The sequence below is a fragment of the Agromyces terreus genome, from assembly GCF_009749465.1.
Taxonomy (GTDB): domain Bacteria; phylum Actinomycetota; class Actinomycetes; order Actinomycetales; family Microbacteriaceae; genus Agromyces; species Agromyces terreus.
Genome location: NZ_WBIS01000001.1, coordinates 225,705 through 249,458, shown reverse-complemented (window position 1 = coordinate 249,458; position 23,754 = coordinate 225,705). Strand labels below are relative to the sequence as shown.

Here is a 23,754-nt window from a genome sequence, read left to right as displayed (position 1 = left end):
TGTGCGCCGGATCGGCCGAATACGCAGGTTCCTGCACGTTCACGGCGAATGCCTGCACGGTCTGCGGCGTAGCCTTGAGGCCGTGACAGCGTTCGTCTCCGCCCTCGACCTCTTCTCGATCGGCATCGGGCCGTCGAGCTCGCATACGGTCGGCCCGATGCGGGCCGCCAACGCCTTCGCGCAGGGCCTCCTCGACGACGGCCTCCTCGAGCGCGTCGACCGCGTCGCGTGCACCCTCTACGGGTCGCTCGGCGCCACCGGGCTCGGCCACGGCACCCCCGACGCCGTCGTCGCCGGCCTTCGTGGGCTGCGGCCCGACACGTGCGACCCCGACGACGTGCGCGGGGCGTGGACCTCGCTCGGCGAGGGCGGCGAGGTCCTGCTCGCGGGGCGGCATCCGATTCGCATGTCGGCCGACGAGGTCGTGTTCGCGCCGCGCACCCGCCTGCCCGGGCATCCGAACGCGATGACGCTGCAGGCCTGGGGCGATGGAGACGCGCTCCCGATCGCCGAGGAGACGTTCTACTCGGTCGGCGGCGGCTTCATCCGCCGCGACGGCGACGCCCCGCAGGAGTCCGAGGTCGTGCGCTACCCCCTCCCCTACTCGAACGCGGCGGAGCTGCTCGCGCTCTGCGAGACCCACGGCGTTTCCTTCTGCGATGTCGTGCGGTACAACGAGGTCGCGCTGCACGGCGAGACGGGCATCGACGACGGGCTCGACGCGATCTGGGCGGGCATGGCCGAGTGCGTCGAGCACGGCCTCTCGACCGGGGGAACCCTGCCCGGCGGGCTCGGCGTGCCGCGCCGCGCGCCCGGCGTGCGCCGACGCCTCGAAGAGTACGAGCGCGACGAGACCGGGCATCCGGGCGCGCGCGACACGTCGACCGAGTGGCTGCACGCCTACGCCCTCGCCGTCAATGAAGAGAACGCCTCGGGCGGGCGTGTCGTGACCGCGCCCACGAACGGCGCCGCGGGCATCATCCCGGCCGTCGGCCACTACTACCTGCGCTTCGTGCCGGGCGCGGATGCCGCCGGCATCCGCCGCTTCCTGTTGACGGCGGCGGCGATCGCGTCGCTCGTCAAGCGCAACGCGTCGATCTCGGGCGCCGAAGGCGGATGCCAGGCAGAGGTCGGCTCCGCGTGCGCCATGGCGGCCGGGGCCCTCTGCGCCGTGCTCGGCGGCACGCCACAGCAGATCGAGAACGCCGCCGAGATCGCGATGGAGCACCACCTCGGCCTCACGTGCGACCCGGTCGGCGGTCTCGTGCAGGTGCCCTGCATCGAGCGCAACGCGATCGCCTCGTCGACCGCGGTCTCGGCGGCCAGGCTCGCGCTGCACGGCGACGGCACGCACCTCGTGTCGCTCGACACCGTCATCGAGACCATGCGCCAGACCGGCCTCGACATGAAGACGAAGTACAAGGAGACGAGCCTCGGCGGCCTCGCCGTCAACGTCGTGGAGTGCTGACCGCCTTCCCGTTCGTTCTGCGCCGACGACCGCGCTCAGCAGGCGCTCAGCAGGCGCAGGCGATGCCGTGGTCGATCGCGGTGACGGATGTCGCGCGGCCCGCGCTGCTCGCCTGCTGCCCGCCCGGGCCGACGATCCCGCCCGGCGCGACGTTCGTGAGTCCGTCGGGCACCCGCTGCGCGAGCTCCGCGTCGGTGTCGAACGCGAAGCCCTCGCGCACCCAGTACTCGAATCCGCCGATCATCTCCTTCACCGGGTATCCGAGCGCGGCGAACTCGAGCGCCGAGCGGGTCGCCCCGTTGCATCCGGGACCCCAGCAGTAGACGACGACCGGCGTGCCGACCGGAACGACGGATGCCGCGCGCGCACCGATCTCGCGACGCGGCACATGAACGGCGCCCGGCACGCGGCCCTGCGCCCACGCCTCGTCGTTGCGCGTGTCGATGAGCACGAACGGCTCGCCGCCGGCGAGCGCCGCCTGCACGTCGGAGACATCCGCCTCGAACCCGAGGCGGCCGCGGAAATGCGCGATCGCGTCGGCGGGCGAGGCGACCTGCTCGAACAGGGACGAGTGGGGCGAAAGCTGAGTGGCTGCGTCTTGCGTCATGCCTCGACCCTGCCATCGGCGACCGCCGACGGCCTCGCGAAATCCGGACGCCGATGCGCGACATCCTGACACGATCAGGGATGGCGGGGCGGTGCGGGCCGGCCCTGCTGATCCTGCCCGCCGCCGGCCTCGGCGTCGCAGTTGCCGCACCTTCGCGGGCCGTTTCAGCGGGCAGGGCAATCGGACATCTCCTTCACCACGGCGTATCGCGTCTCCCCGGGATCGGGCTCACGCCCGCTGCCGGACCGGCTTGCGGGCGTTCCGGTCACGGGGAGTCGCACCAGGTAGCCGTCAGTCCTCTTTGATTCTTTTCATCCGACGACCGGTGCCCGCGTATGCGCGCGCAGTTGGGAGCCACAGCAGTACCGCGCCGACGCTGACGAGAGCCAGCGCGATCAAGATGAACCATTGGTCGCGGACAGCGACAGCCAACGTGATGGCAATCAGCGTCGCAACAAACCGTGGCCATTCTCGGCCGCGACGAGCATGGATCCCACTCACTATCGCGACTGCGCCGCACCATGCCGCGAACGCTGTGGCCCCGGCAGCGAGAGCCAAGGCCGCGTTGCTGTCTCCCAGCGAGGGCACGAGGAAAGCCAGAACGATCAGGGCGTAGACCAGTGCGGACGCACCGCCGACCACCAGCACGTTTGCCGCTGTCTCAACGACCCTTGGGGCAGCACCTCTGCTCGAGAAGGCGAGCTTCATCGTGGCTTCCTCGTTCACCCGTTCTTGCGCTGTCGACCCGCGCGCTTTGAACGCCGATGGACCTCAAACGGCGCGCCAAAGTATGACACGACTTAGGTTGCGAACTGCGCCAACGTGTCGTCCGGTGCGCATCCCGACCTCGTCGTAAACCGATCGGTTACCGCGACGTCGCGCAGACGATGCGCTGCACGGTTGGGAGCTCGAGTGGCGGGTCGTCGGTGTACCAGTAGTACTCAAGGGTGATCAGCCGACCGTCTTCTACCCACAGCAGGATCCCGCCAATAGCGTCGCCGCTTTCGTCGACAACCTCGACCTGAGCATCGTTGCTCATGGATCGGTAGGGACCATTTGCGCGGTCAATCTTCTGGACCTCGGAGGGGATGTCAAGTTCGAGCATCGTGACAGGGCCACTCACCGCGCGCAGTGCCGAAATCTGATCCCGCATGGCGGCGGTGAGCTCGCCGCCAGTGACGATCAGGGTTCGCTCGAGCACTCGGCGCACCTGAGCGAGAGAAGGCGTCTCCATCATGACCTCAACCATGGCACTGCAGCGGTGATCGATCGACTACGAGAAGCTTTTCAGTAGGCGGGCGGCGGTGCCGTTGTTCCCGAGCTGGTAGATGCTGACCCCGCCGACCGAGAACGTGAGCGGCTCGAATGGCGTCGCCTCGATCTCTGTCAGGTCGGTGAGTTTGGCGATGCCGACGGTGACGTGCGCGAGGTAGTTGGCCCCGCTGTGATCGGGGACGTAGTTTTCGATGTAGGTGATCGTCGTGTTGTTGATGTCGGGTTCGGCATCGGTGCGCACATAGGCCGCGGCGGTACCGCCGGACTCGGTGAACGGCCTCAGCGCCTCAATGAGGCGCGACTGGAAGTCGAGTACCTCCTTGCCCGGCTTCACGACGACGGCGGCGATACCGACGCCCGGCTGCACCTCCATGTGCTCGATCTTCTCCGCTGAGAAGGTCAGGTGGCTGAGGTCGAGGGTGCTCAGCACCACTTCGATCGCCGCGTACACCTCATCGAGCGCTGCAGTCCGCACGTAGCGCTGAAGCGTCGTGATGTGCGGCCGGTGGTGCTCATCGAGATGGAAGCCAGGAGGCGAAGGGATGCTGGTGAGCATTCGGTCGTTCTCCGACTGGGCGCGCGCGAGCATCGATTGATCGGGCTCGAGCAGTATGTCGACTGCGGTCAGCTCGCTCACGACGCCACCACCAGATCGTTCTGGAGCGAGTCGATCGTCCTCGAGCTCAACCCGAGACCCCTTGAGAAATACGTCTCGATGTCGGCGAACTGCGCCTCCATCTCAGCCCGGGCGGCTTCGAGGTATTCCTTCGTCACGCCCACCACCGGTGCGAGCAGGGCCGGGTCGCCACCGATCGACGCAAACTTGTCGACCGTAGGCTGAAGCACGGGCACGAGCGAGTCGTTCGTCAGTAGATAGTCGGCCAGAACGTCGTCGTCGCTCACGCCCAGGAGCAGGAGCAGGGATGCAGCGGCCCAGCCGGTGCGGTCCTTCCCGGTCGTGCAGTGGAAGAGTCCTGGGCGGTGCTCCTGCTCGGCGAGGATCATGAAGAATTGGCGGAAGCCGGCGATCGCGCTGGGGAGCGAGAGGAATTGGCGGTAGCTCTCTTCGAACATCTTGACGGCTTTGCCGCCGCCGAGGAGCTGTTCGGCGGCCTTGGGGTCGCTCAGCACCTGCAGCATCTGCGCCGGCCCGGCGCCGGGCTGATCGGCGAGGATGTCGAGCACGATGTACTCCGTCCCCGTCGGCAGAATGTTCGCGTTCGCGGTTCGCTCGTCCGCCGTGCGCAGATCGTAGACGGTTCGTACGCCGAGCTGCGCGAACTCGTCGGCCGCCGTGCCGTTCAGCCCAGAGAACTCCGCGGAGCGGTACACCTGACCGGTCTTGACTTTTCCCCCGGCGGCGGACCAACCCCCGACGTCCCGCAGATTCGGCACTCCCTGAATATCGATGGCCACGCCGGGGCTGATCCCGGTGGTCACGATGGTGTCGCTGGTGGTGGCGTTCATATCGTCCCCTCTCGACGCGCTGGTCACCCCGTCGTCCAAGGGGCTCTCCGGGTGCCAACGTAGACCCTCGCTTCGTGGCGGCGCATCACCTTGTATAGGTGAGCAGTGGCGGGAGCGCCTCGCGGCAGGTGGCTACCCGAATCGGAGCGTCATGCGCTCGAGGGACGTTGCATGGTGCACGAAAAGGCGGTCAGACACGTTCGATGTCGTCGGGTCTCCATGTCTTATCGAACCAGGGATTGAGCGGTCCATAGAGCCGCAGGATCGCGTACCAGCTCTTCGAGGGAGCGGTCTGGATCCAGTTGCCCTGACGTTCGCTGGGGGGCTCCGGGCCGAAGGTCAGGTCTATCGATCCGTCGTCGTTGTAGACGAGCTCATCGTGGTTGTTCTCACTGCTGCGGCTGGGTAAGGGCTGGCCGGTCTGCAGCTCCGAGCGGGTCTGCGGGTCGTAGGCGATGACCGACCAGAAGTCCTTGGCCGGAACATTCGGTGGGAGGGTGAGGCGATAGTTCTTCTCGCCCTGCAGGAACGCGCCGGAAGCATCCCGTTCAGTGAGCGCATATTGCGAGCCGACGCCCACCATCTCCAGCGCCATCGCGGGGGTGTTCAGCGTCGCTTGGTAGAAGAACATCGTCCTGGCGTCCAAGTTGCGGCCATCCCGCCCATCACCGTCGAGCCATTGGTAGTCGCCGCCGACGAAGCCCGTCTTCCACTTGCGGTCCTCGTAGAAGTAGGCGCGCTTGTCCCGGGTGTGGAACACGATCGAGCGGGCAGTGGCGTTGCCGACTGCGGCGGCATCGGCGAGGGTGGCGCGCATCCGCTCATCAGGTTCGAACGGATGATCCTTGTGGATGCCGATCGAAGCGAGCAGGCCCCGTGTCTCCGGATCGATCATCTCGATCGGTTCGCGCCTGATCACCTGCGCCATCTCTTCATAGAACTCCCGATCGTTGGCGTGAATAGTGTTGAACGCCTTGCCCGAGAAGGAACTGAACTCCATTTGAGGCCGATCTTGCGCTGCAGACAGCGGGTAGATTTTGACGCCGTCCTCGAACATCGCCCTCGCCGCATCGGTCTTGCCTTCGACGGTGAAGCCGCGCAATGCCAGGAGGTTGGCATAGCTCGGCGAGTGGGAGACGAAATGCCCGTCAGGGATCTCGCCCGTGTAGCCGGGAGGCACGATCAGGTAGCTGCCCCCGGCGCCGCGGTCAGGTCCCGGTGCGCCCATGTCGGTCACGAACCGGAACCAGGCGTCGTTGACGGTGCCCGGCCCGCAGCCCGGTGGGATCTCGACGACCGTCGGACCGTCACGGTCCAGGTCGAGCATCGCGAGCGCGTAGACGGTGTCGGTGTTCCCGGTCAGGAAGAGCGGGTTGGAATCCAGCAGGCGGTCGGCGATCACCATCTTGTGTGCGGCATCAAGGCCGATCTCTGTCAGCCCTGCGCGCATCCCTTCCATCGACGCCGCGGGAACACACTGCAGGAATACCTCGACGGCTCGCAGGAAATCGAGGTTGTCGAAGACCTTCGCAGCCGTCTCGTCGCTCGGGAAGCCGTCGGTGAACTCCAACGCACCGATCCGCGTTTGAACGCGGTCCGGCGTCAGGATCTTGCTGGGGATCGGTGTGTTGTACCCGTCAGGTACCCCCGCGGATGTGGTCATGTATGCCATACAGATCAGTCCTTCGTCTGGTCGTCGACTTCAGTGAAGAGCGCGCCTTGCCCGGCGCCCGAGCCCGCCTTGCCGCCGCCTCGACCGCGCAGGACGTACCCGAAGGCGACCGCGACCAGCGCTCCCGCCAGCGGCCCGACGACGTACACCCAATACGAGGAGAAGTCGCCGCCGACCAGATCTGGCCCGAACGTGCGGGCGGGGTTCATCGAGGTGCCGGAGATGGGGCTGCCCCAGAGGCCCGCCAGGGCGATGTACGAGCCGACGCCGAACGCGCCGATGATGCCGATGTTCTGCGCGCCCGATGCGGTGCCGAGGATGACGCTGACCAATCCCAGGGTGAGGACGAACTCCATCCAGAACGCGGCCCCGTCGGTGTAGCTGGAAGCGGGGTAGTTCGATCCGTAGGATGCCGAGACGCCGACGACCGACTGCAGGAAGAGGGCTGCGAGGGTCGCACCGAGCAGTTGCACGATGATGTACCCGGGTACCCGTCGCCACGGGAAGTCGCGTCGAAGCGCGAACGCGAGGCTCACGACCGGGTTCAGATGGGCGCCCGACACCTTGCCCATGAACAGGATGATCCCCATCACCATGAGGCCAGGGGCGACGACCGCCGCCTGCCTGCTGATGGTGTCGGGGAACGCCTGGCTCATCATCCCGCCGCCGGCTGCGACGATCACGAGCAGGAACGTGCCGAACAACTCGGAGAAGAGCCGCCGCCACTCCTGACGCGGGTTCTTGAAGTCGTTCATGGGTTCGAGGAACTCGGTACGGAACCAGGACTCCTCCTTGCGGCGGGTCGCATTGCTACCTGACATGGGTGTCCCTTTCGGATGCCGGAATACTCACCTGAGCGACCCACTTGGCCCCGCCCTCGTTCCAACTCTTCAACGTGCCGATCATTCAGCTGCTCCTCCTGTGTTCACGCAGATCGGTCTGGGGTTAGAGATTCGCAAGAAGGTCGAGATCCTCGCCGAGAGCCGAGGCGATTCTCGGCGCTGCCGAAACGACTCGGGGCCGCCCCGCGACGGTGGTCACCGCGGACAGCACGTCGACGATCTCGTCCGGTCGAACGCCGACACCGATCGCGTCGTCGACCTCGCTCCGAATCGACGGCTCGGCCGCAGCCATCGCGACGAGCGCAGCAAGCCGAACGAGATGATAGGCCCGAGGGTCGAGAATGCTCGAGCCCGGTTCGTCCGCATCGCCCGGCAGTTCATCGTCGACACACAATCGGCGGAGGCGCTCAAGGTAGTCCACGAATCCTTCTTCCACCAACGACGGCCGCGCGCGATGTCGAACTCACATGCTGATGATCAGTGTGGAGCGGACCAGCTGGACAACCCTCATATGGACTGTATGAAAGTGCGCGTTGCTGATCGATAGCAGATTCGCTCCGCATCGTTCACAGCGGAGGCGAAGCGGCATAGCATTCAGGAGTGACCGAGGCGCTTGTCAAAAGGGGTTCACTTCGACCGGACTTCAATCGCGCACTCCTCAAGGGAAAGGTCTCCTCGCCGCGTCCAGGTATCGGAGTGGTCAGCCGCCGCAGCGTCATCGAGGTGGCACGGGCGAGCGAGTGTCGAGTTGTTTCGGTGATCGCCCCGGCCGGATACGGCAAGTCGACGATGCTCGCGGAGTGGGCCGCGACCGACGACCGTCTCGTTGCATGGGCCTCGGTCGATCGACTCGACAACGATCCTGCGGCCCTACTCACCCTTCTGGCGACATCGCTTGCGGAGGTCTCTGCAGACGCGGCGGAGGTCGTCGCCGAGATGCGCGGCGTCGGTGCCTCCATGCTCGGCCGATCAGCGCCAATGCTCGGGCGGGCGCTCAACCGCACCGCGAAGCCGTTCGTCCTCTTCATCGACGATCTGCATCTTGCGAACTCAAGCGAGTGTCGGGATGCCCTCGAGGTGGTGCTTGCCGAGGTTCCCGACGGGTCACAGGTCGTGATCGGCGGCCGAGTCGCTCCGGACTTCGTCACCCGTCTTCGCGTCGGAGGCAGTCTTCTCGAGATCGGCGAAGAGAGGCTTCGGATCGAAGCAATCGACGCTCGCACCATCTTCGAGGCGGCGCGCGTAGACGCCGGCGACGAAGAGATTTCGACGGTTGTGGAGCGCTGCGAAGGCTGGCCCACTGGGATCTTCCTCTGTGCTCTGGCGTCCGCCGGCGGCTCCGATGTCGTAAGCGTGTCCGGCGAAGACACATTCGTTTCCGACTATCTGTATCAGGAGTGTTTCACGCGCCTCGACCCCGCTCTGCGCGACTTCCTCCGCCGCACCGCTGTCCTGAGCCAACTCTCTGGTCCGCTCTGCGACTCCGTCCGCGAAGCCGACAACTCGCAGGCGATGCTCCACGCCCTCTCTTCATTGAACCTCTTCCTCATCCCACTGGACCGACGAAGGCGATGGTTCCGGTACCATGCACTGTTTCGCGAGTTTCTTCTCGGCGAGTTGGAGAGAGTCGAAGCGAAGGAGATTTCGCTTCTGCACGGTCGCGCGGCGAAGTGGTTCGAGTCCGAGGGCGCGAACGAGCGCGCGATCGAACACCTTCTGGCCTCCGGCGAGCGACAGCGTTCCCCGGCGCTTGTTGCTGCGGCCGCGTTGCCCGCCTATCAACGCGGCGAAGTGGCATCGGTCGAGAGGTGGTTGAGTGAACTCGGCGACGACACTGTCAAGGCGACCCCGGCCCTGACGGTGATCGCAGCCTGGACGGCGATCCTTCTGGGGAAATCGCCCGCGTCCGAGCAGTGGGCAGCCGGCCTGGAGCACGTCGACGTGTCGGAGGAGTCCGCAGAGGATCAGATCGCCTTCAAGTCGGCTCGCGCGATGGTCCGGGCGGGGATGTGCGGCGATGGTCCCGCTCGAATGCTGGCGGATGCCAACTACGCCGTCGACCACGAGCCTGTATGGAGCCCGTGGAGGGACCAGGCGCTGCACCTGCTCGGCTCCGCCTACCTCCTCAACGGGGAGAACCGACAGGCGCGTCAAGCGTTCGAGGAAGCCATCGAGTGTGCAGTCCCCTTCGGGAACACGGACTCGGTGCTACTCAGCGAAGCCGAACTGGCGATCCTCGCGATTGACGACGGCGACTGGGCGGCGGCGGACGCTCACGCCGCTTCGGGCCGCCGAGCAATCGATGCCAACCACATGTCCGGGTATGCGACGACGGCGCTCGCTCTCGCCGTCAGCGCACGCATCGCGATCCACAACGGCGATGACAGCAGCGCCACGCGATTGCTCGCACAGGCCATGCGCGCACGGGTCGATTGCACCCATGTGCTGCCCTACCTCGCCATGCGTACGCGGTTGCAGCTCGCGATGTGCTACTCGCAAATGGGCGACCGAGCGGCCGCGATGCACCTCCTCCACGAGGTCGACGACCTGCTGCGACGCCGCCCTCGGATCGGCGTCCTCGCTGAGCAGATCGAAACCTTCCGCGCGCAGTTGGCCGAGACGGTAGGACACTTTGCGACCACCCCCCTCACACCCGCCGAGCTTCGCCTGCTTCCCTACCTGCAGACCCATCTCAAGGTCGCCGAGATCGGCCAGCGCTTGTTCATCTCGCGCAACACCGTGAGCACGGAGGTGGCCTCGATCTACCGCAAACTGAACGTCTCCTCGCGCGCTGAAGCAGTCGAGCGAGCGATCCAAGCGGGCATGCTCGGGGAGTGACGAGGCGAGATAGACGTTGCCTTCGACCTCGCTGAGCCCACAGCCCAGTGCTACTGGACAACGCGACCAAGGTCTGAACTCCACATCTACGCCACGCGACGGAGCGAGATCTGTCTCACGAAGATCTCACCACAGACAGCCGCAGTGTGTGTCGCGCTCAGGGATCGGCTAGTTGGCGGAGTGCGCCGCGTGCGACCACGGAGACCGCGCCGGCGTGAGTCGGTGTGCGGGCGTGAGTCGTCTACCCCAGGTCGTTGTCAGCCAGCCTCTCGCTGACGGCTTTCGCGAACTTCGGAGCCCCGCTGCGGGCCAGTCTCGCCAACAGCACCTCCGCTGCGACGGGCGGATGTGTCATCGCCGCTGCTTGCTCAGTGATGACCTGGCATGTGGTGGTCGGTCCGAGGTCGAACTGATCCAGCAGGAAGTCATCCAGCCGGATGGCGGCCAGGCCGAAGGGCCGCAGCGCAGCCTCGGGGAAGTCGCTGACGTTCTCGGTGACGATCACATCAGCACGACCCCGAATCGCTGCGGCAACAACATGGCGATCGTCAGGGTCCGGAAGCTCGATCCCTCCCTCGAGTGCTTCCCACCCTTCGACGAGAGCATCGTCGAAGGCCTCATCCATCGAGCGAAAGCGGCTCTGGAACCTGCTTGGGTCAATGTCGGGATGGATGCGCTCAAGTGCACGCAGCGCCTCATCAACGACCCGTCGTGACCACAACGGCCGGAACGCGCCGGAGTCGGCCATCCGCAGCATCGTGTCGCACGGCGCGATCGGAACCAGCACGCAAGCATCGAGAAACGCCGTGAACAGCGCCACCGCCTAAGACTTCCTCGCCTCGGCGAGGGCGTTCCGGTACGCCCCGGCGTCGACGTCGTACAGGCCGTCCTCGCTCGCCTGGCGGGTCAGCTCATCAAGACGACTGCGACGATCGATCCGCTTCCGCTCACGGTACGCAAGCACGTCCTGCAGACGAAGACGCCGATGCCGGGAGGCCCCGAGGCGTTCGAAGGGCAGCTCATGCTCGTCGAGCAGCCGGACCAAGGTGTTCCGGCTCACGCCCAGCAAGTTCGCCGCCTGCTGGGTCGTCAGTTGACGGTCGATCGGCTCGACACTGACGGACGCACCGTTACCCATTGCATTCACGACCTGCCGCAGTACCTCGTAGATCTCGAGAGGCAAGGGGATCTGCTCGCCGTCAGGCCCGAGCAGCATCGCGGGGGCGGAGTGGCTTTCGAGCAGCCGCGCAAGGTTGAGCATCTCCTGCAGGTCCTCCGGCGGAGCGACCACGCGTGGCTCACGGGACGGGCTGGGAACTGGAGTACTCATGTCTCGATTATCGCCCAAAACGTTCAAAACGTCCATATCGCCCACGATACTGGACTTCCTGGGTTCCGACCTCTGTCGCGCTGAGGGATCCCTCAACGCGAACCAAGTGATCATCGCTCCGCGTCGGTTCGAAACCGAGCGGGCTGGCGTTCTTCGGCGGTGGGCGCACGGTGGTAGAAAGCCGGGGTGCAGACGATTCTCACCTTCGCTGATCATCTCCGGCTCATCGACGAACGGTCCGCCGCCTTCCGCGCTGCGATCGAGGCCGCGCCCAGCCTCGATCTGCCGGTCCTGACGAGCGATCCGAATGCGGCACCCGGACGAACACTGTTCGACCTCGTGCGCCACGTCGGCGTGGGCCGGCGCAAGACCGCCGCTATCGTCGCCGCGGGGCCCGCTGACGCTCCCCCTGCGAAGTCCGCGTGGGAGAGCGCTGCCGGTGCCCCCCCGGGAGCGCGACGCTCTACTGACTTGGTGGAACGAGTCGGTCGAGCGACTGACGAGCACGCTGCGTGAGGCCGGCCCGGACCGCCCGTGTTGGACGTGGTGGGACGACTCGCCGTCACCGCAGACCTCCGGAGCATGGGCGCGACGCCAAGTTCCTGAGATCGCGGTGTACACCTACGACGCGCAACTCACTCTGGGTGTGCCCCAGCCGATTCCAGACGAGGTCGCCCTCGACGGTTTCGACGACTGCCAGTTCACTCTCTGCGCAACAACAGTCGCTTGGCCGAACGAACCCGCCGTCGTCGACTATCACGCCAAGGAGGGCCGCTCATGGCGGCTCCGGCTCGACCGCCAGGGCGCCCGTGTTACACGCCTCGGCGCGCCCGTTGCTGGCGAGGATCAGCTCCCGGCCGACGTCACTGCCCGCGGCACAGCCAGCGAGTTGGTGCTGTTCTTCTACGGCCGCATATCCATGGAATCCCTCGAGCTCAACGGCGACCGCCGCATCTTCGATCAGCTCATCGCCTGGGACCCCTCCGCCTGATGATCCCTCACGGGCATCGATGGCGCTGTCGTGGCCAGCGGGCAAAGTGCCGTCTCTGAGTGCCCATCGTGCCCGCGCTTGCCCACGACGGAAGCCATCAGCGCAGGTGCCTCGCGAAGAAGCCGCTCGTTCCCTCCCCCGCATGTCGGGGAACGCCGGTGTGTCCGCCCATGTTGGCGTTCAGGCTCTTCTCTCGGGAACCGAACGCGTCGAACAGGTCCAGCGCCATCTGGCGGTCGTTCCCCTCGTCATCCCACTGCAGCAGAACGTGCACCGGAATGCTCACGCGACGAGCCTCCTCCATGATCGCGCGGGGGACGAAGCTGCCGGCGAACAGCGCCGCCGCGACGATGCGCGGCTCCACCGCGGCGAGCCGCACGCCGATCGAAATGATCCCGCCCGAGTACGCGACGGGTCCGTCGATCTGCGGCAGGGACAGGAGCGCATCCAAGGCTGCCTGCCATTCCGGGACCGCCATTTCGACCAGGGGCAGGACGAGGCGGTCGATGATCTCGGCTCCGACAGGCTCGCCTGCCTGCAGCGCGCGGCGCAGATCGGTGCGTGCCTCGTCAATGCCGGGAAGGCCCGGTCGGTCACCGCCGCCGGGCAGTTCGATGGTCGCCGATGCGATGCCGTCCGCCGCGGCGTGCCGTGCCCGGCCTGCCAGCCGAGGGTGCATCTGCCGAAGTCCACCGGGATGACCCAGCAGGATCAGCGGTACGGGGGCCGAGGCTGACTCGGGCGTCCAAAGGATGCCCGGAATCTCGCCGAGTGCGAAGTCGCGTTCGATGACGCCGTCGTGGAGTCGGGGTTCAGAGGTGAAGTGCATGGTCGTGCCTTTCGGGAATGCGCATTGAGCGGCGCTCCCGGACGACCTATCGCCCTGCCGTGTCTCCATCGAGGAGCACCCACGTCGATTCGTTCACAGGTACCACCTCCTCGATCACACAGTCGCACGGACCGGCTCAGGATATCAGCGTCGTGACTCCACGCCGCGTTCCATCCGGTGCATCCCAGATGAAGCGATCCCGCCGTCATAAGGTTGGACGATGAGCACCGGATGGCTCATCGTCTGGAGCCTCGTCGGAGCCGCGCAGGCCCAACGGGCCGCGCGCTCGATCGCGGATCACGACGAAGTCGACCGCCCGTAGTCGGATCCCTCGGTAGTCGGATTCCGCGGCGATCAGTCCACCGGGCGCAGGCCGTGCGTGACCCGGCGGTTCCGAAACGCGAAGACGATCGGGAGGACGACGGCCCCCACGAATGCCGCAGCGCTCGCGAAGTAGAGCACGTTCGACCAGCGTGAGTGGTCGCCGCCGGAGATGGCGAACGTGTCCGCGAGCGCCATGTCTGTTGCGACCGATGCAGCGAAGTAGGCGGGGCGCCGAGGACGACGATCAGCAACTTGCGAGACTCACGCCCCACGCTCATCGACCGACCGGATCAGGCGGGCGCGAAGAACGCCGTGACCGCCGACCCGAGCGCGGCGAGGTCGTCGACGTGCGAGAGCTCGCGGGCCGAGTGCATCGACAGCAGCGGCGTGCCGATGTCGACGGTGCGGATGCCGAGACGGGTCGCGCTCAGCGGACCGATCGTCGACCCGCACGGGATCACGTTGTTCGACACGAACGGCTGGTAGGTCACGCCGGCCTGCTCGCAGGCCCGAGCCCAGAGGGCGGAGCCGTGCGCGTCGCTCGCGTACCGCTGGTTGGCGTTGAGCTTGAGCAGCGGGCCGTCGCCCAGGTGCGGGCGGTTCACGGGGTCGTGCTTCTCGGGGTAGTTCGGGTGCACGGCGTGACCGGCATCAGAGGAGAGGATCCACGAATCGGCGAACGCGCGACGACGGTCCACATCGTCGGCGCCGAGCCCGGCGGCGATGCGCGCGAGCACATCGACGAGGAACGGGCCGCTCGCGCCCGAGCGCGACTCGGAGCCGAGCTCTTCGTGATCGAACGCCGCGAGCACGCTCACGTGCGACGCATCGGCGCCGTTCGCGGCGAACAGCGCCACGAGGCCGGCGTGCACCGAGGTCAGGTTGTCTTGACGGCCGGCCGCGAAGAACACGTCGTCGAGCCCGAAGCGGGCGGGCGCCGCGGTGTCGGCCGCGAGCACGTCGTGCCCGACGACGTCGCCGACGTGCAGCCCGGCGATGCCGGCGAGGTGGCCGAGGATGTCGCCGTCGGCGGCGGCGCCCGTGCCCCAGATGGGCTGCAGGTGGCGCTGCCGGTCGAGCGTGAGGCCCTTGTTCGCCTCGCGGTCGAGGTGGATCGCGAGCTGCGGGATGCGCAGCAACGGCCCGGTGCGCACGAGGTGCTCGGTGCCGTCGACGGTCACGAGGCGGCCGGCGAGCTCGAGCTCACGGTCGAGCCATGAGTTCAGCAGCGGCCCGCCGTACACCTCGACGCCGGCCTGCAGCACGCCCTCGGTGCTCGTCGAGGCGCCCGGCTTCAGCTTGAACGAGGGCGAGTCGGTGTGCGCACCCAGGATGCGGTACGGGCTCGTCGCGGTGGCCCCCTCGGGCTGCACCCACGCGATCACCGCGCCGTCGCGCACCGCCACGCGCGCGCCGGGCCCGGTCGGCCAGGCGTCGCGTTCGTCGACGCGGTCGAACCCGGCCGCGACGAGCCGATCGGCCACGGCCGCCGCAGCGTGATACGACGAGGGCGATTCGCGGATGAACGCGGAGAGGTCTTCGACATGGGCATCGCGATCCAGAGGCATGGCTCAATCCAACACCGTGGGTGCGCCCGACGCGAACCGACGGATGCCGCGGCGAGGCGGATGCCCCGACGAGCCGGATGCCTCGACGCACCGCTGCGGCTCAGGCGAAGCGCACCGTCTGCTGGAGGCGGGTGCGCACCTCCATGACCTCGGAGCCGCCGAGGTGCGGCGAGCCGGGGATGCCATCGAACACGGCGCTCGAGAGGCGTGAAGCACGCACGAGCGCGACGACCGCACCCCGGTGCGAGCCGCCGATCTGCAGGGGTTCATCGGCGAACTCATCGGGCACGACGACGACGAGGGCGGTCGGCTTGACCTTCGCGGCGCGTCCGATGGCCTTCGCCCGGGCTGCGAGCGCCCGCACGGGTCGTTCGCCCGCGAGCGCCTCGCCGATGAGTTCGCCGCGCCGGAAGCGCACCGGCCCGCCCCAGTCCTCGGACTGGATCGCGAAGAGCCCGGTGGGACCGAGCACGAGGTGGTCGAGTTTGGGCGGAAGGCCCGGCCCCGCGGCATCCGTCGCCAGGTCGTGCCAGACGGTGAAGGCGATGCCGAGCGTCGAGAGCGAGCGCGCGGTCGACTCCTCGGCGAGCGCGTCGGCGAGCAGGTGCCGGATCTCGCGGGGCGCGCGTCGCACGAGCGACGGGTCGTACGGGTCGGGGATCTCGTCGCCGTACCCCACCCATTCGCGGATTCCGTCGAGATACCGCTGGCGCGTGAGGCCGCCGGGGTGTCCGTAGGAACGCGCGAGCGGTCGTGAGTCGCGGCGCGGACGCGGCGGGGCGGGCGCCCAGGTCTCGTGCGTCGGCTCGGGCGAGGCGCTGCGTCCGTTGCGATCGAACGCGGCTCGCGCCGCCGTCGTGCCGACCTGCGTCCATGCCCGCTGCACCGCGTCGAACTGCGCGGTCGAACCGCCCGTGTCGGGATGCGCGCGGCGCAGGGCACGACGGTACCCCTGGCGGAGTTCGTCGGGACTCGCGTCGGCGCGGACGCCGAGCACCTCGTACGGTGAGGCGGAGAGCGGACTGTCGGGCATGGGCTCGCTTTCAGGTGTGCGCAGACGAGACTACCGCCGCTCCCCTGCACGTCGGCGCAACGCCCGCACCCGACACGGCCGCATGCGCGCGCCCTCCCGGCGCTGAGCTTTCCTCATCGATAGACTCCGGGCCAACGGTTCCGGGCGAGCCGCGCCGGTCGCGGCGCAGAGCGTGCGGCGGTGCACGCCGTGCCGCGGGGAGAGGTGGATCCATGACGATTGAGGTCAACTACTGGGCGGTCGCGCTCGCGACGATCTCCACGATGATCGTGGGGTCGATCTGGTACACGCCGGCGGTCTTCGGCAACTACTGGATGCGCGTCGCGAAGGTCGACATGGAGGACCGCAGCGCGGTCGGCCCCATCCTGACCACCCTCATCGTGAGCTTCATCTCGGCGTGGGTGCTCGCGCTCGCCGTGCAGGTGACGTGGCTCGCGTTCGGCGGCAACTACCTCGGCGTCGCCCTGATCGTCGCGATCGTCGCGTGGGCCGGGTTCACGGCGGCGAGATTCGTGACGCACGACGCCTTCGAGGGACGTCCCTCGGGCCTCACGATCCTGAACATCGCGCACGAGCTCGTGACGTTCGTGGTCATGGCGCTCATCATCGGCGCGTGGCCGCCGGCCGGCACGGTCTGACCCGCCCGTCGAGGAGGCGCGGCCCACCGCCCGTCGAGGAGGCGCGCCAGCGCCGTCTCGAGACGCCCCGACGCCGCCGCCCGTCGAGGAGGCGCGCCAGCGCCGTCTCGAGACGCGCCCCGCCCCGCTACTCGCCCGGCCCCTCCGCGAAGCGCAGAATCCCGTCGTCGACGAGCGTGCGCACCGCGGGCAGCAGTTCTGCGGCGAGCGCGACCGCGTCGACCTCGAGCAGGTGCGCGATCGCGGCGATGATCTGGCCGACCTCGAGTTCGCCGTCGCACGCGCCGACGAGCGCCGCGAGGCCGGTGTCGAGCGTGATCGCCCGCCCGAACCCGCCGCCCTGGCGCAGCAGCATGGCCGTCGGGTTCTCGTCGCCGGGCCAGTGGTGGCGCTCCTCGGTCACGTCGGGCGCGACCGCGAGGCGGGAGCGCGCGAGGTCGGCGTCGTCGAGCGCGGCCTGCCGGTCGTGCGCGGCGAGGCACTCCGAGAGGTGGCTGCCGAGCGTCGCACCGTCGCTGCCGAGCGGCCCGTGCAGCCGTTCGAGGCGGGCGAGGCGAGCGGATGCCTCGCGCGCGGCGCCCGAGGCATCCGTCATCGTCTGCTCGCCCGCGTCGTCGACGGGCCGGCGCAGCAGCACGTACCCGAATCCGACCTCGCGCACCCCGCGCGCGGCGAAGTCGTCGAGCCAGGCATCGTAGAGGCGGTCGAAGTCCTCGCCGGAGCGCGTGCCGCCGTCGCGGATCCACGTCTCGGCGTACTCGGTGACGTGCTGCACGTCGCGCTCGACGACCCAGTGGTCGAGCGCCCCACCGCCGGGTGCGCTGCGTGCGAGCCACTCGCCGACCCGGTCGAAGGCGTCGCCGCGCCCGCGGTACTCCCAGTTGCCGAGCAGTTGGGCGATGCCGCCGGGCTCGAGGTGCTCGCCGACGCCCGTGATGACGGCCTCGACGATGCCGTCGCCGACCATGCCGCCGTCGCGGTAGTCGTACTCGGGCACGCCCTCGCGCCGCGGCGTGATGACGAAGGGCGGGTTCGAGACAACCCGGTCGAAGCGCTCCCCCGCGACCGGGTCGAACAGGCTCCCGAGGCGGAACTCGACGCCCTCGATGCCGTTCAGCTCCACGTTCATCGCGGCGATCTCGAGCGCCCTCGCCGAGATGTCGGTGGCCACGACGCGGTCGGCGAATCGGGAGGCGTGCATGGCCTGGATGCCGCACCCGGTGCCGAGGTCGAGCACGCTGCCCGCGGCGTCGGGCATCATGAGGCCCGACAGCGTCATCGATGCGCCGCCGACACCGAGCACGTGGTGCTCGCCGAGCGCATGTCCGAGCGCGAGCTCGCCGAGGTCGGAGAGGATCCACCATTCGCCCGCGCCGTGCGCGTCGACGAAGGCGTACGGCCGCAGGTCGAGGAGGGGGCGGATGCCGCGTGCCCGGCCCAGCTCGCCGACCGGGTCGTCGGCCACGGCGTCCGCGCCGACGAGGCCGAGTTCGATCGCGCCGTCGACGCCGAGCGCGGGCAGGGCGCGGCCGAGATCGTCGCGGTCCACCGCAAGCCCGAGTACGAAGAGCTCGGCGAGCGTCGCGAGTTCGGCGGATGCCGCGTGCTCGAGCCGCTTCGCCTCGAGCACCCGTCGGGCCGGGACGCGCTGCCCGCGGTGCAGGGCCGCTGCGGCCTCGGCACCCCAGAGGGCGTCGAGGGAGGCGACGGCGAACCTCGCGGAGCGAAGGTCGACCGCGAGCGAGGCGAGGAGGTCGCGTCGACGCTCGGGCGCGGCGGTGCTCAGCGCGCCGCCGCTCGGCGCATCGTCGCCGTCGCGGCCCGCGTCGCGGCGATCGTGTGCGGCGGCGTCGTTCGCGTTCATCCGTCCATTCAAGCGCACCGCTCCCGAGGGCAGCGCGTCACCGGCATGTCATCGGGAGTCCATCTGCGTTCATCCGGCGTAACCCGCGCGACACACGAGGGCCGTAGCGTTGGCTAGCATCGAGACAGCGAGGGGAGGTCGCCATGACACACGCGACGATGCTGGAGAATCTGCGGCAGGACGCGCGCGACGAACTCTCCGCGCTCATCGAGCTGCGTTGCCGCCTCGGGGAGGACCCGTGGGTCTTCCTGCCCGATCTTCCGTCGGTCGACGAGCAGGTCGTGGCCACCCTGCGTGAGGAGCGCATCCATTCCGAGCGCTGGAGCGTCGCGCGGGCGCGGGCCTATCACCCGGCGGCACGTGCGGGCGACGTCGAGAAGTTCGAGTTCGAGCTGCTGCGCGAGATCGCGCTCGAGCTGCCCGAGTTGAGCGCCGCCGTGTGGAAGGTGCTCGATCGGGTGCCGTCGTCTTGGTGACGCTCAGCCGGGCTGCGTCTGCGCTGCGGCTCTGCGCTGCACGCGCATCCAGGTGAAGAACCCGAGCAGGGTGAACGCCCCGTAGAAGACGTACATGAACGCGGATGCGTAGTAGCCGGCGCTGAGCAGCAGCGGCACGCCGACGAGGTCGACGGCGACCCAGATGAGCCAGAACTCGGTCCAGCCCTTGGCCATGCCGTAGGTCGCGAGCAGCGATCCGACGAAGATCCAGGCGTCGGCCCAGACCGGTTCGAAGGAGCCGAGCGCCCGGAAGAGCGGGGTCAGCGCCAGGGTGCCGCCGACCATGCCGAGGCCGAGCGCGACGCGGACCTTCCAGCCCGCCCAGCGGGGTTCGACGGCGGGGGTGTCGCCGCCGCCCGCGCGCCGGTGCTGCGACCACCGCACCCAGCCGTAGATCGACACGATGATGAACATGATCTGCCGGGCCGCCTGGCCGAGCAGGTTGACGGGGTTCGGGGTGTCGAACACCGCCCCCATGAAGACGGTGAACAGCAGCGCATTGCCGACGATGCCGACGGGCCACGCCCAGATCTTGCGCCGCAGCCCGCCCAGCGCGCTCGCGAGGCCGAACAGGTTGCCGACGATCTCGCGCCACAGGACCACCTGGTCGCCGATGACGAGTTGTGCATCGAACAGCCACTCGATCGGGTTCACGGCGTCGGATCCTCGGATGCGACGCCTGCTGCGGTGTCGGTGCGGTCGGATGCCGCGGTGCCGACGGTTGTCTCGGTGCGGTCGGATGCCGCGGTGCGGGCCTTCGCCCGTCGCAGGCGGAGCGCGAGCCGCGCGATCGCGCGCCAGCCGATGAGGAGGAGGGCGAGGGTGAGCGTCGCGACGACGATGAACGCGAACGCGGTGCCCTGACCCGTCAGTGCTCGGAGGATCATGCCGAAGACCACCGAGGCCGCCCAGACGACGACGCCCGTGGGCCACACCGCGAACGGGGCGCGCCAGGCGCGGATCGCGACCCAGCCGAGTGCGGCTCCGGCGAGGAACGGCCAGGCGGTGCCCCACAGCCCGACGAGGTCGAGCGCTTCGGCGTGGCTGCTGCGCCCGGTCAGCGCGAACGCGATCACGAGCACGACGTCGAGCACCGCAGCGATGACGATCGCACCTGCACCTGCACCGTGCGTGGAACGCGGCTCCGCATCGCGCGGCCCGACCGAAGGAGGATTCACGCCCTCATCGTACGGGCGGCCGCGGGGTACTCCGTTCCGAAACGGGCGCTACATCGCTACATCGCTACATCGCTACATCGCTACAAGGTTTCAGCGGGGACACCCGGTTTCCCGGCCCCCGACCCGATCGCGCGCCCATGGCGCGCTCCAGCCTTCGCCGCGCGGCCGGACGGAGCCCACAGCCGACAGGCGGTCGGAGCAGTCGGTCCGGTGTGAGCGATGCGAGCGGTCGGAGCGGTGGGCCTCAGTGTTCGTCGTCGGCAGTCTCGGAAGACGCGTCCGACATGGAAGGCCTGTCCGACATGGAAGACTCGGCCGACGCAGAAGACTCGGCTGACGCGGAAGACGCGGCGGCAGGAGCGGAAGCCGCGGCGGCCGCGACGAGACCCGCGGGCGTGTGCACGGGGAGGGCGCACACGAACGACTCGCAGCGGTAGGCCGTGGCCTCGCCGTCGAGCGCGCTCCGACCCTCGAAGAGTTCGAAGCCGGCGGCGGCGAAGGCCCGCGCCTGCGACTCGGAGACGATCGCCGTGACGGAGGCGGGCTGCCGCCGCGTCGCGTCGACCAGCTCGAGCGTCGGGTCGAACGCCGGCCGGAAGCCTCCGCCGAGCACCGGATCGAACACGGCCTCGGGCCGCACCGGGTCGGGTGCGGGCACGGGGTCGCCCGCGGCATCCGGAACCACCGTGACGACCTGCACCAGGGGCGACGCGAGCCTCGCCATGAGGGCGAGCGAACCGCCGAACGCGATCGGACGCTGCACCACGATGCCGGCGACCGCGGCCATCGCGTCGCGCGCCGCGACGAGGTACCGTTCGCCGGCGCCGAGCGCGGCGAGCCGCCACGCCGCATCGGCGCAGGACGTGAGGCCCGACGGCGTCGCGCCCTCGGCCGGGTCGTCGGGCATCGCGAGTCCCCGCGCCGCGAGCACCGGATCGGCGCCGCCGGGCGGCGCGAACCCGCCGGGCGGCACCGCACCGCCCGAGCTCGCGCCGGCCCCGGCCGCGAGCGCCTCGGCCGCGCGCGCCCCGGCCGCGAGCGCCCCGTCGATGAGGGTGCGCGCCGTCACGGCGTAGCTCGCCTCGCCCGTGGCGAGCGCCAGATCGACGAGTCCGCCGGCGAGCATGCCGACGTCCTCGAGGGTGGCCCGCGCCTCTGAGACGGCGTCGTCGAGCGAGGCCCGGACGAGGGTGCCGTCGGCCCGCAGGTGCAGGCCGAGCACGTGATCGGCCGCACGCGTCGCCGCGGCGATCGCCTCGGCGCCCGCCGCACCGCCGTCGACGGCGCCGAACCGCGCGAGCGCGCCGATCGCGAGGCCGTTCCAGCCGGCGAGCACCTTTGCATCGAGCGCGGGCGCGGGCTGCGACCTCCGCTCCTCGGCGGTGAGCGCGTAGTAGCCGCCCTCGGAACGCACACCGTCGACGTCGCTCTCGGAGTCCTGCGCACTCGCGAACCCGCCGGACGGGAGCTGCATGACGTCGCGCAGGAACCCGCTCGCACCCGACGCGAGGTCGGCCAGTCGATCGGCGGCGGGATCGGCACCCGCACCACCGGCGCCCTCACCGGCGCCCGAGCGTGCCCCGGCGTCGGTCATCAGCTCCGCGAGCACCCGCAGCAGGAGCGCGTTGTCGGTGAGCATGCGCTCGTAGTGCGGCTCGCTCCAGTCGGCGCGCGTCGCGTAGCGGAAGAACCCGCCCTCGACCGGGTCGCGCAGCGGCGAGCGGCCCATCGCGAGCAGCGTGCGCTCGGCGAGCACGCGGCCGGGCGCGCCGGACGCTGCGAGGAAGTCGAGCACGGGCGCCACCGGGAACTTCGGCGCCCCGCCGAATCCGCCGTGCACCGGGTCTTCGTCGTCCGCGATCGCGGTGAGCGCAGGCCCGAGCGCCTCGAGCGTGGGCAGCGCACCCGCGATCGAGGCGCCGGATGCCGCGCCCAACGCCTCGGCCACCGCGCCGGCCGTCTCGAGGAGCTCGCCGCGGCGGTCGCGCCAGGCATCGGTCACCGCGGCGAGCACGTCGACGAATGCCGGAACCCCCTGCACCGCCTGCGGCGGGAAGTACGTGCCCGCGTAGAACGCCCGCCCCTCGGGCGTCGCGAACACCGTGAGGGGCCAGCCGAGCTGCTTCGTGAACGCCGACGCCGCCGCGAGGTAGCTCGCGTCGACGTCGGGGTGCTCTTCGCGGTCGACCTTGATCGCCACGAAATGCTCGTTCAGGTACGCCGCCACGGCGGGGTCGCTGAAGCTCTCGCGTGCCATCACGTGGCACCAGTGGCACGTCGCGTAGCCGATCGACACGAGCACGGGCACGTCGCGCTCGCGCGCGGCGGCGAACGCCTCCTCACCCCACGGAAACCAGTCGACCGGGTTGCCGGCGTGCGAACGCAGGTAGGGGCTGAGGGCACCGGCGAGGCGATTCACGAGGGCGCTCCCACGACGCCGCGCTGCGGCATCCGCTCGGCCTGCGGCATCCGCTCAACCCGCGGCATCCGCTCAGTCCACCTCGTCGGGGTGCGCGCTCACGCGACCCTCGCGTTCGAGGCCCGTGATGGCGGCGACCTCGTCTTCGCTCAACTCGAAGCCGAGCACGTCGAAGTTCTCGGCCATGCGCTCGCGACGGTTCGACTTCGGGAACAGGATGTGCCCGCGCTGCAGATGCCAGCGGATCACGACCTGCGCCGGGGTCACGTCGTGGGCGGCGGCGGCGCCCGTGATCTCGGGCAGGTCGAAGAGCGGGTACTTGCCCTGCCCGAGCGGCCCCCAGGCCTCGATGCGGATGTCGTGCTCGTCGGCGAACGCGGCCGTCGCGGGCTGCTGGTGGTACGGGTGCAGCTCGATCTGGTCGACCGCGGGCACGACCTCGGTCTCGGCGAGGAGCCGTTCGAGGTGATGGGTCAGGAAGTTCGACACGCCGATCGAGCGCACGCCGTCGGTCTCGCGGAGCTGCTCGAGGGCCTTCCAGGTCTCGACGTAGCGGTCGCGCGCGGGCGACGGCCAGTGGATGAGGTAGAGGTCGACGTAGTCGAGCCCGAGGCGCTCGCGGCTCTGCTCGAACGCGACGCGCGCCGACTCGGCGCCCTGGTCGTCGTTCCAGAGCTTGGTGGTGATGAAGAGCTCTTCGCGCGGAATGCCGGAGGCTGCGATCGCACGCCCGACCCCCGCCTCGTTGCCGTAGATGCGGGCGGTGTCGAGGTGCCGGTAGCCGACCTCGAGGGCATCGCTCACGATGCGCTCGGTCTCGTCGGGATCGACCTTGAACACGCCGAACCCGAGCTGCGGGATCGAGTAGCCGTCGTTGAGCTGGACACGGGGTACGAGCTGATCGGTCATGGCTC

At 69.1% G+C, this 23,754-nt stretch carries 25 protein-coding genes and 1 pseudogene; 7 read left to right on the top strand and 19 right to left on the bottom strand.

Going from position 1 to position 23,754, the window contains the following annotated elements:
* The first annotated feature begins 82 nt into the window (after positions 1 to 82).
* Positions 83 to 1,468, top strand: a complete 1,386-nt coding sequence (locus GQQ92_RS01105) for an L-serine ammonia-lyase (protein WP_156997400.1) — start codon at positions 83 to 85, stop codon at positions 1,466 to 1,468.
* A gap of 46 nt (positions 1,469 to 1,514) precedes the next feature.
* On the opposite strand, the gene GQQ92_RS01100 is transcribed toward GQQ92_RS01105, so the two are convergent.
* From GQQ92_RS01100 to GQQ92_RS01065, 8 genes are all read right to left on the bottom strand, one after another.
* Positions 1,515 to 2,075 (bottom strand): rhodanese-like domain-containing protein, encoded by a 561-nt coding sequence (locus GQQ92_RS01100; protein WP_156997399.1) that lies wholly within the window; start codon positions 2,073 to 2,075, stop codon positions 1,515 to 1,517.
* 291 nt (positions 2,076 to 2,366) lie between these two features.
* Positions 2,367 to 2,783: a hypothetical protein gene (locus GQQ92_RS01095; protein WP_156997398.1), complete on the bottom strand. Its 417-nt coding sequence runs from the start codon at positions 2,781 to 2,783 to the stop codon at positions 2,367 to 2,369.
* Between the two features lie 157 nt (positions 2,784 to 2,940).
* A complete protein-coding gene (locus GQQ92_RS01090) occupies positions 2,941 to 3,324 on the bottom strand; it encodes a hypothetical protein (protein ID WP_156997397.1) in 384 nt (127 codons plus the stop codon).
* 24 nt (positions 3,325 to 3,348) lie between these two features.
* Positions 3,349 to 3,987, bottom strand: coding sequence for a hypothetical protein (locus GQQ92_RS01085; protein WP_156997396.1), 639 nt, complete (start codon positions 3,985 to 3,987; stop codon positions 3,349 to 3,351).
* On the bottom strand, positions 3,984 to 4,817 hold the full coding sequence (locus tag GQQ92_RS01080; protein WP_156997395.1) for a tyrosine-protein phosphatase: 834 nt from the start codon (positions 4,815 to 4,817) through the stop codon (positions 3,984 to 3,986). Before GQQ92_RS01080 ends, GQQ92_RS01085 begins: the two co-directional genes overlap by 4 nt.
* 190 nt (positions 4,818 to 5,007) lie before the next feature.
* Positions 5,008 to 6,489 (bottom strand): DUF1254 domain-containing protein, encoded by a 1,482-nt coding sequence (locus tag GQQ92_RS01075; protein WP_156997394.1) that lies wholly within the window; start codon positions 6,487 to 6,489, stop codon positions 5,008 to 5,010.
* A gap of 5 nt (positions 6,490 to 6,494) precedes the next feature.
* Positions 6,495 to 7,310, bottom strand: a complete 816-nt coding sequence (locus tag GQQ92_RS01070) for an MIP/aquaporin family protein (protein WP_156997393.1) — start codon at positions 7,308 to 7,310, stop codon at positions 6,495 to 6,497.
* A gap of 124 nt (positions 7,311 to 7,434) precedes the next feature.
* Positions 7,435 to 7,752 (bottom strand): carboxymuconolactone decarboxylase family protein, encoded by a 318-nt coding sequence (locus GQQ92_RS01065; RefSeq protein ID WP_156997392.1) that lies wholly within the window; start codon positions 7,750 to 7,752, stop codon positions 7,435 to 7,437.
* A 179-nt stretch (positions 7,753 to 7,931) separates the two neighbouring features.
* Here GQQ92_RS01065 and GQQ92_RS01060 point away from each other — a divergent pair, with 179 nt between their 5' ends.
* A complete protein-coding gene (locus GQQ92_RS01060) occupies positions 7,932 to 10,169 on the top strand; it encodes a helix-turn-helix transcriptional regulator (RefSeq protein ID WP_156997391.1) in 2,238 nt (745 codons plus the stop codon).
* Between the two features lie 241 nt (positions 10,170 to 10,410).
* Here GQQ92_RS01060 and GQQ92_RS01055 read toward each other — a convergent pair whose 3' ends face one another.
* Both GQQ92_RS01055 and GQQ92_RS01050 read right to left on the bottom strand, forming a co-directional pair.
* Entirely contained in the window at positions 10,411 to 10,989 is a 579-nt protein-coding gene (locus GQQ92_RS01055; RefSeq protein WP_156997390.1) for a PIN domain-containing protein, read from the bottom strand.
* A 3-nt stretch (positions 10,990 to 10,992) separates the two neighbouring features.
* Positions 10,993 to 11,535 carry a helix-turn-helix domain-containing protein gene (locus GQQ92_RS01050; RefSeq protein WP_232057421.1) on the bottom strand — a complete coding sequence of 181 codons (543 nt, stop codon included), beginning with the start codon at positions 11,533 to 11,535 and terminating at the stop codon, positions 10,993 to 10,995.
* Between the two features lie 150 nt (positions 11,536 to 11,685).
* Here GQQ92_RS01050 and GQQ92_RS16465 point away from each other — a divergent pair, with 150 nt between their 5' ends.
* From GQQ92_RS16465 to GQQ92_RS16460, 3 genes and pseudogenes are all read left to right on the top strand, one after another.
* A complete protein-coding gene (locus GQQ92_RS16465; RefSeq protein WP_197738022.1) occupies positions 11,686 to 12,015 on the top strand; it encodes a hypothetical protein in 330 nt (109 codons plus the stop codon).
* Positions 11,966 to 12,073: pseudogene (locus GQQ92_RS16975) on the top strand (maleylpyruvate isomerase N-terminal domain-containing protein); the annotation flags it as partial. The gene GQQ92_RS16465 and the pseudogene GQQ92_RS16975, both read left to right, overlap by 50 nt.
* A 39-nt stretch (positions 12,074 to 12,112) precedes the next feature.
* Entirely contained in the window at positions 12,113 to 12,490 is a 378-nt protein-coding gene (locus tag GQQ92_RS16460) for a hypothetical protein (protein WP_197738021.1), read from the top strand.
* Between the two features lie 97 nt (positions 12,491 to 12,587).
* On the opposite strand, the gene GQQ92_RS01040 is transcribed toward GQQ92_RS16460, so the two are convergent.
* The 4 genes from GQQ92_RS01040 to GQQ92_RS01025 all read right to left on the bottom strand — a co-directional run bounded on the left by GQQ92_RS01040 (position 12,588) and on the right by GQQ92_RS01025 (position 16,244).
* Entirely contained in the window at positions 12,588 to 13,319 is a 732-nt protein-coding gene (locus GQQ92_RS01040; protein ID WP_156997389.1) for a dienelactone hydrolase family protein, read from the bottom strand.
* Positions 13,320 to 13,673: 354 nt separating this feature from the next.
* Positions 13,674 to 13,838 (bottom strand): hypothetical protein, encoded by a 165-nt coding sequence (locus GQQ92_RS01035; RefSeq protein ID WP_156997388.1) that lies wholly within the window; start codon positions 13,836 to 13,838, stop codon positions 13,674 to 13,676.
* Positions 13,839 to 13,933: 95 nt separating this feature from the next.
* Positions 13,934 to 15,211, bottom strand: a complete 1,278-nt coding sequence (locus GQQ92_RS01030; RefSeq protein ID WP_156997387.1) for a M18 family aminopeptidase — start codon at positions 15,209 to 15,211, stop codon at positions 13,934 to 13,936.
* Positions 15,212 to 15,311: 100 nt separating this feature from the next.
* Positions 15,312 to 16,244: a J domain-containing protein gene (locus GQQ92_RS01025; protein ID WP_156997386.1), complete on the bottom strand. Its 933-nt coding sequence runs from the start codon at positions 16,242 to 16,244 to the stop codon at positions 15,312 to 15,314.
* 212 nt (positions 16,245 to 16,456) lie between these two features.
* Between GQQ92_RS01025 and GQQ92_RS01020 the strand changes: the two genes are divergently transcribed.
* Positions 16,457 to 16,882, top strand: a complete 426-nt coding sequence (locus GQQ92_RS01020) for a DUF1761 domain-containing protein (protein WP_156997385.1) — start codon at positions 16,457 to 16,459, stop codon at positions 16,880 to 16,882.
* 127 nt (positions 16,883 to 17,009) lie between these two features.
* Here GQQ92_RS01020 and GQQ92_RS01015 read toward each other — a convergent pair whose 3' ends face one another.
* Positions 17,010 to 18,746 (bottom strand): DUF7059 domain-containing protein, encoded by a 1,737-nt coding sequence (locus GQQ92_RS01015; protein WP_156997384.1) that lies wholly within the window; start codon positions 18,744 to 18,746, stop codon positions 17,010 to 17,012.
* Between the two features lie 143 nt (positions 18,747 to 18,889).
* Between GQQ92_RS01015 and GQQ92_RS01010 the strand changes: the two genes are divergently transcribed.
* Complete coding sequence (locus tag GQQ92_RS01010) at positions 18,890 to 19,222, top strand: hypothetical protein (RefSeq protein ID WP_156997383.1); 333 nt, start codon at positions 18,890 to 18,892, stop codon at positions 19,220 to 19,222.
* A gap of 3 nt (positions 19,223 to 19,225) precedes the next feature.
* On the opposite strand, the gene pnuC is transcribed toward GQQ92_RS01010, so the two are convergent.
* From pnuC to GQQ92_RS00990, 4 genes are all read right to left on the bottom strand, one after another.
* Complete coding sequence (gene pnuC, locus GQQ92_RS01005) at positions 19,226 to 19,897, bottom strand: nicotinamide riboside transporter PnuC (RefSeq protein ID WP_156997382.1); 672 nt, start codon at positions 19,895 to 19,897, stop codon at positions 19,226 to 19,228.
* Positions 19,894 to 20,421, bottom strand: coding sequence for a DUF3054 domain-containing protein (locus GQQ92_RS01000; RefSeq protein ID WP_156997381.1), 528 nt, complete (start codon positions 20,419 to 20,421; stop codon positions 19,894 to 19,896). The genes pnuC and GQQ92_RS01000 overlap by 4 nt, the downstream gene beginning before the upstream one ends.
* A 244-nt stretch (positions 20,422 to 20,665) precedes the next feature.
* Positions 20,666 to 22,840 (bottom strand): thioredoxin domain-containing protein, encoded by a 2,175-nt coding sequence (locus GQQ92_RS00995; RefSeq protein ID WP_156997380.1) that lies wholly within the window; start codon positions 22,838 to 22,840, stop codon positions 20,666 to 20,668.
* A 72-nt stretch (positions 22,841 to 22,912) separates the two neighbouring features.
* Positions 22,913 to 23,749 (bottom strand): aldo/keto reductase, encoded by an 837-nt coding sequence (locus tag GQQ92_RS00990; RefSeq protein WP_156997379.1) that lies wholly within the window; start codon positions 23,747 to 23,749, stop codon positions 22,913 to 22,915.
* Between the last annotated feature and the right edge of the window lie 5 nt (positions 23,750 to 23,754).